The 12,196-nt window shown below is 55.2% G+C and carries 12 protein-coding genes; 2 read left to right on the top strand and 10 right to left on the bottom strand.

Annotation, left to right across the window (positions count from 1 at the left end; genetic code table 11):
- From AQS70_RS03015 to AQS70_RS03000, 5 genes are all read right to left on the bottom strand, one after another.
- The coding region (locus AQS70_RS03015; protein ID WP_277620573.1) for a nucleoside recognition domain-containing protein at nt 1-568 on the bottom strand (568 nt) is incomplete at its 3' end.
- A 105-nt stretch (nt 569-673) separates the two neighbouring features.
- Complete coding sequence (gene gltP / locus AQS70_RS03010; RefSeq protein ID WP_055101451.1) at nt 674-1,987, bottom strand: glutamate/aspartate:proton symporter GltP; 1,314 nt, start codon at nt 1,985-1,987, stop codon at nt 674-676.
- Nucleotides 1,988-2,545: 558 nt separating this feature from the next.
- Complete coding sequence (locus AQS70_RS03005) at nt 2,546-3,010, bottom strand: inhibitor of vertebrate lysozyme family protein (RefSeq protein ID WP_055101450.1); 465 nt, start codon at nt 3,008-3,010, stop codon at nt 2,546-2,548.
- Between the two features lie 2 nt (nt 3,011-3,012).
- Complete coding sequence (locus AQS70_RS23060; protein WP_082428023.1) at nt 3,013-3,177, bottom strand: DUF1328 domain-containing protein; 165 nt, start codon at nt 3,175-3,177, stop codon at nt 3,013-3,015.
- Between the two features lie 82 nt (nt 3,178-3,259).
- Complete coding sequence (locus AQS70_RS03000; protein ID WP_055101449.1) at nt 3,260-3,568, bottom strand: hypothetical protein; 309 nt, start codon at nt 3,566-3,568, stop codon at nt 3,260-3,262.
- Between the two features lie 449 nt (nt 3,569-4,017).
- On the opposite strand from AQS70_RS03000, the gene algB reads away from it, so the two are divergent.
- Together algB and AQS70_RS02990 are read left to right on the top strand one after the other, a co-directional pair.
- Nucleotides 4,018-5,364, top strand: a complete 1,347-nt coding sequence (gene algB / locus AQS70_RS02995; protein ID WP_055101448.1) for a sigma-54-dependent response regulator transcription factor AlgB — start codon at nt 4,018-4,020, stop codon at nt 5,362-5,364.
- Between the two features lie 10 nt (nt 5,365-5,374).
- A complete protein-coding gene (locus AQS70_RS02990; RefSeq protein WP_055101447.1) occupies nt 5,375-7,162 on the top strand; it encodes an ATP-binding protein in 1,788 nt (595 codons plus the stop codon).
- Between the two features lie 97 nt (nt 7,163-7,259).
- On the opposite strand, the gene AQS70_RS02985 is transcribed toward AQS70_RS02990, so the two are convergent.
- The 5 genes from AQS70_RS02985 to AQS70_RS02965 form a co-directional block, all read right to left on the bottom strand.
- Nucleotides 7,260-8,036 (bottom strand): N-acetylmuramoyl-L-alanine amidase, encoded by a 777-nt coding sequence (locus AQS70_RS02985; protein ID WP_055101446.1) that lies wholly within the window; start codon nt 8,034-8,036, stop codon nt 7,260-7,262.
- A 92-nt stretch (nt 8,037-8,128) separates the two neighbouring features.
- Entirely contained in the window at nt 8,129-10,129 is a 2,001-nt protein-coding gene (locus AQS70_RS02980) for a GGDEF domain-containing protein (protein WP_055101445.1), read from the bottom strand.
- Nucleotides 10,126-11,001: an endonuclease/exonuclease/phosphatase family protein gene (locus AQS70_RS02975; RefSeq protein WP_055101444.1), complete on the bottom strand. Its 876-nt coding sequence runs from the start codon at nt 10,999-11,001 to the stop codon at nt 10,126-10,128. Before AQS70_RS02975 ends, AQS70_RS02980 begins: the two co-directional genes overlap by 4 nt.
- Before the next feature lie 15 nt (nt 11,002-11,016).
- The gene (locus AQS70_RS02970) at nt 11,017-11,679 is read right to left on the bottom strand and encodes a thiol:disulfide interchange protein DsbA/DsbL (RefSeq protein WP_055101443.1); all 663 of its coding nucleotides are present in this window, start codon (nt 11,677-11,679) and stop codon (nt 11,017-11,019) included.
- A 197-nt stretch (nt 11,680-11,876) separates the two neighbouring features.
- Nucleotides 11,877-12,196 (bottom strand): c-type cytochrome (locus AQS70_RS02965; RefSeq protein ID WP_156354980.1); only part of this gene is annotated, 320 nt, incomplete at its 5' end.

Here is a 12,196-nt window from a genome sequence, read left to right as displayed (position 1 = left end):
AGAGCAGGCCCACCAGCGTTGAGGCGCTGGTGGCCAGCAATATCGGCAAGAACACCAGCGTCGGGTCGGCAGCGCCCTGCTGGGCACGGTACATAAAGATCGTGACCGGCAGCAGGGTCAGTGAAGAGGCGTTGAGCACCAGAAATAAAATCTGTGCATTGCTGGCGCTGGTTGGGTTGGGGTTTAACTCTTGCAGCGAGCGCATGGCCTTGAGGCCGATGGGCGTGGCGGCGTTGTCGAGGCCCAAGCCGTTAGCCGCGAAGTTCAGAGTGATAAAGCCGAGTGCTGGGTGGCCTGGCGGCACTTCAGGCATCAGCCGTTTAAACAGCGGCCCTAGCGCTCTGCCCAGCCAGTCGACGATCCCAGCTTTTTCAGCAATGCGCAGAAACCCCAGCCACAACGTTAGGGTGCCAAAGAGCAGGACCATGACCTCAACCGACAGCTTGGCCATGGCAAAGATGCTTTCAACAATCGCCGCAAAAACCCCGGCATCCCCCGCTACCAGCCATTGGGTAAACGCCGACACCGTAGCGACGAGGAAAAAGCTGAGCCATAGGCCGTTGAGCATCGGAAAACTCCTAGAAAGTACGGCAAATGATACCGGCCCTGCCTCAGAAACAACAAACCCCGGACAAGTCCGGGGTTTGGGGGGCGAAACGCCTAGCGAAGGATATTAACCTTTGGCGACTTCTTTGCTGCGCCAGTGCGGCAGCGAGTTCCAGTAGCGCTCGCCTTTGGCGGCGTCGTACATGCCTTCCCAACGCGAGATCACCAGCACTGCCAAGGCGTTACCGATGACGTTCAGGGCGGTACGTGCCATGTCCATCACACGGTCAACACCGGCGATGAAAGCCAAGCCTTCCAGCGGGATACCCACGCTGCCCAGTGTGGCCAGCAACACGACAAAGGACACGCCCGGTACGCCGGCGATGCCTTTGGAGGTGACCATCAGGGTCAGAACCAGCAGCAGTTGCTGGCTGATAGACAGGTCAATGCCGTACAGCTGAGCAATAAAGATGGCCGCGATGCTCTGGTACAGCGTCGAACCGTCAAGGTTGAACGAGTAACCGGTCGGTACTACGAAGCTACAGATGGCTTTCGGGCAACCGTAGGCTTCCATCTTCTCGATTACGCGTGGCAACACGGTTTCGGAGCTGGCGGTGGAGTACGCCAGTACCAGCTCATCTTTGAAGATGCGCATGAGCTTCAGCACGGAGAAGCCGAACAGCTTGGCAATTAGTCCCAATACCGCGAAGGCAAAGAAGATAATCGCGCCGTAAACCAGAAGCACCAGCTTGGCCAATGGCACCAGCGAGGCGAAACCGAAGTTGGCAACCGTCACGGCGATCAGCGCAAACACACCGATTGGCGCGTAGCCCATGATCATGTGAGTGACTTTGAACATCGACTCGGACACGCCTTGGAAGGTTTTCACCAGCGGGTCGCGCAGTTCGGCGTTCAGGCTCGACAAGCCCAGACCGAATAGCACCGAGAAGAAGATGATCGGCAGCATCTCACCGCGAGCCATGGCCGCGAAGATGTTGGACGGGATCAGGTTGAGGATGGTTTCGATGAACGCGTGTTCATGCTGAACCTCTGCGGCAGTGGCTTCATATTTTGAAATATCCACCGTGCCCAGCGTGCTCATGTCGATCCCAGCGCCCGGATGGAACACGTTGGCCAGTACCAGACCGACCAGGATCGCAATGGTGGTGACCACTTCGAAGTAAATAATTGTTTTTAGACCGATGCGACCGAGTTTCTTCGCATCTCCCACGCCTGCAATCCCGACAATCAGTGAGGAAATCACAATTGGGATTACGATCATCTTGATCAGACGGATAAAGATATCGCCTGCAGGTTGCAGGACGTTACTGATCCACCATGCCTTTTCAGCACTGAAATGGTTGAGCAGCGCGCCGATTGCAATCCCGAGGACCAGACCGATGAGGATCTGCCAGGCGAGGCTAAGTTTTGCCTTCTTCATGTCATTACCCTTACTTCAAGTGGACTCGGGCACAGACTCGGATTAGAGCGCTTAAAAGCGCAAAAAACCGACTCTGTACCCCCGTAGAAGGTCGCCCAAATCGAACCAGACTGGCTCTTTGGCAGGCGAAAAAAGGCGCAACTATTCCCATGCGCAGCGTTACCGTCTAATGCCGTAAACGCCTACCCTATGCCGAATCGGCATGTGTTTTGTCCGACAAGACCTCGATAAACAGCCGGATGGTAGTGCCCTAATACAGGGCATAACCGCCGTAGACAGGCTGTTTGAACGCTTTTTGGGGATGAAAGAAGGCATAAATACAGTACGAATATTTAAGAAATATCCCACAACACAAATCGAAAATAGAGAAGCAATCAATTTGCCAATAGTCGATATACGGTCGACGTTTTAGAAGGGCGTTCAAGCCACATCGTTTTGAGAAAAAATGAGCGGGGATAAGCAATTACAGACCAGAGGCATCTGATAGCAAGCACGAAAAAGCCAAGGCAAAACCTTGGCTTTTGGTATACGAAAACGCTGTTAAACCCTGGCTGGACGTTAATACCAGTTGGGGTCTTTCTTTAATTGCTCTTTCAACAACGCTTGCATCCCGGCCTCGGGCTTACCCAAGTATCGGAAATCGGCATGACGCGTGGGTGACTTGTCGGCAGGCAAGTTCTCTGGAACTTCGACCAGCAATGCGTAGGCATGCTGCTTATCAAAGCTGACCGCAACGATCAGTCGCTTCTTAGCGCAGGAGTCCTGGGTTTCACACAAAGGCCCCACCAAATAGGGATCACCGTCTTCAGTGACCGCATTCATTTGCTCGGCGCTGCCGGAGAGGTTCATGACCCATTCGGGCAAACGCTCTTCTTTTGTCACCACTTTTTGCCACGCCTGACGGTAGTCCGGGTCGCTCAACAGTTGGTTGGCGCGGGACTGACCATCATTGGCGGCAAAGGTCATAGCACTGCTGCCCATTAATAGGGCAGCTGCCATTGCCATTGAGGATCGACTGAGCATAGTTAGCGTCGACCGCGACGACCAAAGATGAAGGACACAACGAACATCACCAGGAATACGACAAACAGGATCTTGGCGATACCGGTCGCTGTGCCTGCGATACCACCGAAGCCCAAAACAGCAGCGATGATGGCGATAATCAGGAAGGTAATTGCCCAGCTCAACATGGTGAATCTCCTTATTTCAATGCGAAAGGATGCTGCTGTTTTTTATCTGAAGGCTCGAAAAGAGCCTTAAGGTTGTGAACATTTAAAACACCCAGCGTTCCGGCTCGGGCTGCGAATTAGCAATTTGCGTCTCTTGCGAGGCTGCCAAGTTATAGCGGCCAGTCGCTGTGTTTGAGTCCAGCGCAGTGGAGTGAATAGCGCTGAAATGTGTCTGTTGAAAAGCGAGGGTGTGGCTCGGCACCGATTGCGCTGTTTGCGCTGCCGACGCCTGTTGCCAATGCGCCCATTGCTGACCACCGATGAGTGTCATCACTAATGCAAGGCTGGTGAATAGGCCTTGTTGCAGGTGGCGAGATGAAATACCCAGATTGGCGAAACCTTGACGATTCATGCTCAAACTCCTGCCACTCAGTGGTCGTTGTGTGGGTGTAGTCGCTACGCAAAAAAAAGGGGGCAGCGACTTCGTTGCAAGAGATATTGCAGGCTGCATGCCAGCTTTCTTTAAAAGAAAAAATCCTTATAAATCATTATGTTGCATATATTTGTAAAAGACGTTCACGCGCAAGCTGCACGATCAGGCTGAGTGGCGTCGTGCGTTCTGCACGATCCGCGCAGTCCGGCCGCAGCGCTGGGTGGCGGGATGAGATTAAAAGTGTCGACCTGAGAATTAATCAGCTGGAAAAGTGTCGTTATCAACGGGGCTAAAATCTTTAAAATCAGCACGTTGCATGAGGCAGGCAGACCCCTTCCCTGCTAGCCTTTGAATCATTGCTGAAAAATCATGCAACTTGCCCGATTATTCCGACACTAACCAAGATCACTCATAAAGGAACGCCGGATATGGAATCATCTAAAGAGCGCCAGGGCCGCATTCTGCTGGTCGACGATGAGTCCGCTATCTTGCGCACATTCCGCTATTGCCTTGAGGACGAGGGGTACACCGTCGCCACAGCCAATAGTGCGGCGCAGGCCGACGCTCTGCTGCACCGCCAAGTGTTTGACCTGTGCTTTCTGGATCTGCGCCTAGGCGAAGACAATGGCTTAGATGTGCTGGCCCAAATGCGTATTCAAGCGCCGTGGATGCGTGTCGTTATAGTGACTGCCCACTCGGCAGTCGATACCGCTGTTGATGCGATACAGGCTGGCGCGGCGGACTATTTGGTCAAGCCCTGCAGCCCGGATCAATTGCGTTTGGCCACTGCCAAACAATTGGAAGTACGCCAACTGTCTGCTCGCCTTGAGGCCCTTGAAGGCGAAGTGCGCAAGCCTAAAGACGGGCTCGACTCTCACAGCCCAGCCATGATGGCTGTGCTTGAAACAGCGCGTCAGGTGGCTGGCACCGACGCCAACATCCTTATCTTGGGTGAGTCTGGTACGGGTAAAGGTGAATTGTCACAGGCGATTCACGGCTGGAGTAAACGGGCTAAAAAGTCTTGCGTGACGATTAACTGCCCGTCGCTGACGGCGGAGTTGATGGAAAGCGAGTTGTTTGGCCACACGCGTGGCGCTTTTACCGGGGCCAGTGAAAGTACGTTGGGGCGGGTCAATCAGGCAGACGGCGGCACGTTATTTCTGGACGAGATCGGCGATTTTCCCCTGACACTGCAGCCAAAATTGCTTCGTTTCATTCAAGACAAGGTCTACGAGCGGGTCGGTGATCCTGTCACTCGGCGCGCCGATGTACGTATTTTGGCGGCCACCAACCTCAACCTAGAAGACATGGTGCGTGAAGGGCGCTTTCGCGAAGACTTGCTCTACCGCCTGAACGTCATCACCTTGCATTTGCCGCCTTTACGCGAGCGCAGTGAAGACATCTTGACCTTGGCGGATCGTTTTCTAGCCCGCTTCGTTAAGGATTACGCCCGCCCTGCTCGCGGCTTCAGCCAAGAGGCGCGCTTGGCGCTGTCCAATTACCGTTGGCCGGGTAACATTCGCGAACTGCGAAATGTCGTTGAGCGAGCCAGCATTATTTGCCCCAAAGAAGTGGTCGAAGTCAGCCATTTAGGCATGGCTGAGCAAGCGGCTCCCAACACCCCGCGTATTGGTGCGGCCTTGAGTCTTGATCAACTGGAAAAAGCTCACATCGGTGCAGTTCTGGCGACCAGTGATACCTTGGATCAAGCCGCAAAAACCTTGGGTATTGATGCCTCGACGCTTTATCGCAAGCGCAAGCAGTACAACTTGTGAGCCATATTTGATGAAATTTGCGATCAAGCTGCGGACTCGGCTGTTCCTTAGTATTTCGGCATTGATTACGGTCGCGCTGCTCGGCTTGTTGCTCGGCGTGGTCAGTGTGATGCAGATGGCCAAATCTCAAGAGGCGTTGATTCGTAATAACTTCATTACCCTCGATTTGGGCTTGAAGCTACGTCAAACCCTAGGCGATCAACTGGTCTTGATGCTGCGCAACCACGCCGATCCTCAGGCGTTAGCTGCCTCATCCAAGACTTATCTCGCGCTGATCGACCAAGGGATTGAGCATGAGCGCAAGAACGATCTGCATAACGGTTTTGCCCAGGCCCGTGAGAACTACGGGCGTTTATTGGACGCGTTCAAGCATGCCCAAGCCAACGGGCTTGATATCAGCAGTGACAAAGAGCTGTCTGATCGCTTTGACCAGTTACGCAACGGCCTGATTAAAGAACATCGCAAGGCACTCGATAAAATCTATACCGCGCAAGCTGCGGCCCATGATCGTGCGGTTGTGATTGCCGCGCTGTTGGGGCTGGTTGGGTTGGCGGTGCTGATTATCGGCTTTGTCACCGCGCACGGGATTGCCCGCCGCTTTGGTGCGCCAATCGAAGCGCTGGCCAAAGCCGCCGATAATATTGGCAAAGGTAACTTTGAGGTGGTGCTGCCGCTATCGACCTCCTCCGAGATGAACCTGCTGACCCGCCGCTTCGGGATCATGGCTGAGGCGCTGCGTCAGCATCAGGTCACCAATGTCGACGAGTTGCTGGCGGGTCAGCAACGGCTCCAAGCGGTACTCGACAGCATTGATGACGGCCTATTAATGATCGACCAGCAAGGCCGTCTTGAGCATTTAAACCCTGTGGCTCAGCGCCAATTGGGTTGGGAAGAAGGTCGTCTGGGCCTGCCGCTAGGCGAGGCATTGGAGCGCCCAGAGCTCGATCAGCAACTGTTGACGGTATTGCGCGGCGGGAACTTGGAGCGTGCGCCCGAGGATTTGAACGTCGATATTGAAGGTGAAACCCGTCTGCTGACCTACAGCCTGACGCCGGTTAGCCAACCCGAAGGTCCCATCTTGGGTGCTGTGATGGTGCTGCATGACGTGACCGAACAACGGGCTTTCGAGCGCGCGCGCAGTGAGTTTGTGCAGCGTGCCTCCCATGAACTGCGTACCCCGGTCACGGGCATGCACATGGCGTTCGGCCTATTTATGGAGCGAGCGCATTTTGATCCGCTGTCACGTGAAACCGATTTGCTGAATACCGTTAATGAAGAAATGCAGCGCTTGATGCAGTTGATCAACGACCTGCTGAATTTCTCGCGCTATCAGAATGGTCAGCAAAAGCTGACCTTGGCCCCCTGTGATGTGGAGCAGATGTTGAATGAGGCCCGCGCTCGGTTTGCGGAGCGGGCAAACGCTGAACATGTAACGTTTCTGATCGACCTGCAACCCCAGTTACCTGTGCTTAACGCCGACCAAACGCAACTGGAGCGGGTGTTAGACAACCTGCTGGACAACGCCTTACGGCACACCGCCAGCGGTGGGCAAATCCGTCTGCAGGCGCGGCGTCATGGTGAGCGGATCATCATCAGTATCGAAGACAGTGGTGAAGGCATCGCTTACGGCCAGCAAGGCCGTATTTTTGAGCCCTTTGTACAAGTGGGCCGTAAAAAAGGCGGTGCGGGCTTGGGCTTGGCGTTGTGCAAAGAGATTGTGCAGCTGCATGGTGGGCGTATTGGCGTGTACTCACGTCCTGGCCAAGGCACACAGTTCTACATGGCGCTGCCGTTATAGAAAAGCCGTAGTCGCTGGCGCAGGGGTGCGGAGCAATCCGTTTAGCCTAATCGCAGCCTTTGGCAGCGACTGCAGGGGCTGCGAAGCCCAGATATGCCTACTTCTGCGTGTTCAACACCTTTAAGATCGCCGCAGTTTCTGCGTCAGGCGTGCCGTCGAAATGTGCTGGCCGGAAATGCATCTGAAAGGCCGCCAAAACATGACGCGTGGCCACGTCCAGTTCGCCGTTTTGCGGCGTCTCGTAACCCATTAGCGCTAACTGTTGTTGGAACCACGTGATGCTCGGCAGGGCGTTGGCATACTGCGTTTGTTCACGCGCAACGGCATGCGCGTCAGGCCAAACCCCAAACCCGGCTTCGGCCAGGCGTTTCCAGGGAAACATCGGGCCCGGATCAAGCTTGCGCAACGGCGCAATGTCGCTATGGCCGATGATGTTATGTGGGTCGATCTTGTAGCGCGTAGAAATGTCTTTAAGCAGTGCGATCAGCGACTGGATCTGACCTTCGGTGTAGGGATACCACACGCGCCCGTTCGGGGTGTCGTCAAAGCCCGGATTAACGATTTCAATGCCAATGGAGCTTGAGTTGAGCCAAGTGCGGCCTTTCCATTGGCTTTCGCCAGCGTGCCAAGCGCGTTCGCTCTCGTCGACCAGTTTGTAAATGGTCGGTGGGTTATCACCAATCAGGTAATGGCTGCTCACCGGCCCGCTCGTCAGCAATTGCAGCGAGCGCTCAAGCGAAGTAGAGGTGTAGTGAAGGACGATGAACTGCACGCGGCTGTCATGGTTGGCCGAAGGGTGGCGAGTGTCCATCCGAGGGCCGCTGGCGCAACCGGCCAACAGCACTAAAGAGCAAATCAACGATAGAAATTTCATGGCAAAGGCTGCCTGTAAGCAATTAATTGGCCAGCATACATGACTGGTATGCAGCGTGTCTGAACCCCACCTGTGCAGAAGGAATGCGAAGGTTAAGGCTGGCTAAGCTCTACGCAATTGCGCCCATTGTTCTTGGCTCGGTACAAGGCTTCGTCAGCTCGCTTGAGGGCACTCTCGCTGCGTTCGCCTAATTTGAATGCGGCAAGGCCCATGGACGCCGTGAGCGTCATCGGCTCACCCCTGAAGTGGAATGGGCAGGCTTGAATCGTAGCGCGCAGTTTTTCGAGTAATTGCAGGCCCACGGGCAAAGGGGTGTCGGGGATAAGCAGGACGAACTCTTCGCCTCCAAAGCGGGCAATAAAGTCGCTTGGCCGAAGGTGTTTGGCCAGTTGTGAGGCGATAATTTTGAGCACCTTATCGCCTGCTTGGTGGCCGTAGCCATCGTTGATGCGCTTGAAGTAGTCGAGGTCGAGCATGGCAATTAGCAACGAGTTGCCGTGGACTTGCCATTGCTCAACTTCAAGGGCTAAGCGTTCGGCCCAAGCTGCCCGGTTAGGCAGGCCGGTTAAGGGGTCGATCAAGGCTTTAAGACGCTGTGCTTCTAGGTGTTCGCGATAGTCTTGGGCTTGCTGCTCCATAAACGCCACGCGCTCAGACAAACCTTGAAGGTGGAGGCCGAGCTCCTGCTCGCGGGCATTACGCTGTTGTTGATGTTGGTCCATGGTGCCCAGCAACCCTTCGAGGCGGCCTTCAAGAAGGTGTTTGAGGCTGTTCAAGTCGATCGCCTCTTGCATGCTGCTTTGCAGGCTATCAACGTGCTCGCGTATCTGATTGTCCAGTTGTTCAGCCGCTGAGCGCCCTAAAGCATGATCTTCACTGGCCGTTTGGAGGTTGCGTTGAAACGCCTCCAAGCGCTCATTGAGCTGTTTGAGGTAGGTCTGAAACTCATGTTGCCCGCTGTCTGTGATGGCCAGCATCAACCCCGCAAGATCGTCGAGAATGGGTAGTAATTCGTACCAGTTAAGCCCTTTTTCGAGGCGCAGACGCATGTCTTGGGCTTGTGGCTGATAGTGTTCAGGCAGCGATAAGTCGTTCAGTAAGCCGAGCAGGGTTGATTCAATATGTTCCGCCACTGAGCTGTAAGTAGGCTCGTTGTTATCAGGCAGGGCATAGACGGACTCGGCATCAGCCGTTTGGGCGGTGCTTTCAGGCTCAGAGACTGTGGCAGATTGCGCCGTGGGGGGCTCAATCCCGCTCGCAGGCTTGGCCTCTTGAGGCGCAGATGCCTCATCGTGCTTTTCGCTGTGGGCGTTTTCTGCGTCGACGAGCGCAACCACTGACTCAAGCGCACCCACGACGGCCTCTTCTTCGTGGGCTTCTGTGGGGCGAGGAGGTGGATCTGTGAGCGGCAGCGCCTCATCATTGGCGTCGCGGCGTTTTTCTGACGTGTAAACCTCGCTCGTTTCAGGAGCACGAGGGGCTACCGGATCAGGTGTGCTCGCAACCTTGGGGGCCACAGGCTCGGGCGATGGTGGCTTGATGGCAGGCGGGGCCGCCTTATCGGTCTCTGATGAACCAAATAGGCGCTGCAATAGGCCCGGTTTGAGAGGGTCTGCGCTGAGCAGTTGCGGGGCCAACGCGCGGCCCTGCAACTGGCTCAATTCGCTCAGCAGCAAGGGTATCTCGCGTGCCTGAGCGACCCGGTTATCGAGTTGTCTGGCGAATGTTTTTAGCGGTTTGCTAACTTCGCGAGGCAAAGGCAAGGCTTGCAACTGAGTGACCAAGGCGTTGAGCGCGACGCTCATTTGGTCGATGCGGGTTTCACGGCGCTGCTCAGAGTCTAAAACGGCTTTTTCTAGGCGTGGAAGCAGGGCCGCCAAGGCGGCGTCCATCTCATCAGTACGTACCGCCTCGCGCATTTCTTTCATGCACTGATCAACCGTGCGATCAGTACCTTCGGCGGCGAGTGTGCTACGCACCAACCCGCGGCGCAGTAGATCTAAGCGCGCGTTCCAGCGTCGCTCGAGCGTATCTTGATGCTCAATGCTCTTTAGGTACTTTTCTTTCCAACGCTCAGCGTCATCGGCGCTCATGCGGACGGCTCAAGGGGCGAGCTCAGCACCGGCAGTAAGTCACCGCCAATTGAACCGGGCAAACGGATGTCAACGGCCACCGGCAAATGGTCAGAAATAGGCTGATCGAGTACTTGCACCCGCTCAAGAGTGAGGCTGGGGCTGAGCAAAATATGATCAAGGCAACGCTGCGGGCGCCAGCTGGGGAAGGTGGCTTGCATTTGTGGGGCCAGCAAGCCCAGATCGCGCAGTGGCGAGGTGTCTAGCAGGTCGCTGGCTTGGGTGTTCATGTCGCCCATCAACACTTGGTGTTGGTAGTCGCCAATCAGCTCGCGAATGTACGCTAACTGCCGAGTGCGGGTTTTAGTCCCTAGGGCCAAGTGCATGATGACGACGATCAGTGCATCGGCACCCTCACCGAAACGCACCAAAATAGCGCCACGCCCCGCGGGGCCGGGCAAAGGGTGATCTTCAATCGCACTGGGGCGCAAACGGCTCAACAGGCCGTTGCTGTGTTGGGCTAAGCGACCAAGGTTACGATTGAGCTGTTGATACCAGTAGGGGAATTCGCCCTGCTGGGCTAGATATTTGACCTGATTGATGTAGCCGGAGCGATGGCTGCCGCCATCGGCTTCTTGCAGTGCGACCAAGTCAAAGTCGCTCAGCAAGTCGCCTATTTTCTCCAGATTACCTGCCCGCCCTTTGTGTGGCAGCAGATGCTGCCAACTGCGGGTCAGGTAATGACGGTAACTGTGAGTACTGTTACCGACTTGGATATTGAAACTGAGCAGGCGCAAACGTCGATCATCCGACAGGCCGCTGCCTAGCAAATGATCTTCGTTGACCTGCGGCTCGTGCAGGCCAACTATTCGCGCATTCTTCCAACGCCGCATGGGAGGAGGCGGCGCTTAGTTTTTGGCCGCTTTAGGCGCTGCTTTCTCTTCTGAGCGCTCTTTGGCGATCAGTTGGTCAGCCACGTTCAGGGCTTGTTCCGGGCCGCCTGCGGTACCGAGGTCGAAGCGGTACTTACCGTTGACGATCAGCGTAGGAACACCCGAAACCTCGTACTTCTTGGCCAGTTCTTTAGCTTTGGTGATTTGGCCTTTAATGGCAAAGGAGTTGAAGGTTTGCAGGAATTTGTCTTTATCGACGCCTTGAGTGACCAAGAAATCAGCCATTTCTTCAGGCTTGACCAAGCGCTTGCCTTCTTTTTGAATCGCATTGAAGATCGCCGCGTGAACCTTGTGCTCAACGCCCATGGCTTCAAGGGTCAAGAACAACTGCCCGTGGGCATCCCATGGGCCGCCGAACATGGCTGGAAGACGGACGAAATGGACGTCAGCAGGCAGTTTTTCTGCCCAAGGATTGATCGTTGGCTCAAACGCGTAGCAGTGCGGGCAGCCGTACCAGAACAGTTCAACCACTTCGATTTTGCCAGGCTCAGCAACGGGAACGGGGTTGGTTAACTCAACGTAGGTCTTGCCGGCTTCAAGCGGAACATCGGCAGCTTGAGCGGTCATACCAAACAGAGTGGCACTGACGAGAGCGGCGCTGAGAATCAGTTTACGCATGCTTTACTCCTGGACAAATAAGGTCGCCAAATGTGGCCTGCTGAGGCAGGTCTGTTCTGGCTTGAGTTCGGTAGTGTAGCGGCAGATGCTATGAAAAAGGGCAGCCTCGGCTGCCCTGGCACCCTTACATTCAAAGATTAAACGATCGTTAACGTCAATAAATGCATCGTGCGTTGGCTACAGCGCTCTCACATTAATCAGTGCAGGCCCTGAATATAGCTGGCTAATGCCTTGATGTCCTTGTTACTTAGTTTGGCGGCAATAGCGCGCATGATCATCGAGTCGCCGTCATTGGTACGGTCACCTTCGCGAAAATCGGTGAGCTGTTTTTCGATGTAGCTGGCGTGTTGACCGCCTAAGTGCGGGAACCCCGCAGGTGGGTTGCCTTGACCATCTGGCGAGTGGCAGCCGGTGCAAGCAGGCATCCCTTTTTGCAAGTCTCCGCCACGAAACAGGGCTTCACCGCGGGCAACCAGAGCCGGGTCTGCTGCACCGACGGTGCTTTTTTGGCTGGAGT

It is taken from the genome of Pseudomonas endophytica, from assembly GCF_001411475.1.
Taxonomy (GTDB): Bacteria; Pseudomonadota; Gammaproteobacteria; order Pseudomonadales; family Pseudomonadaceae; genus Aquipseudomonas; species Aquipseudomonas endophytica.
This window is presented reverse-complemented; position numbering and strand designations above follow the sequence as displayed.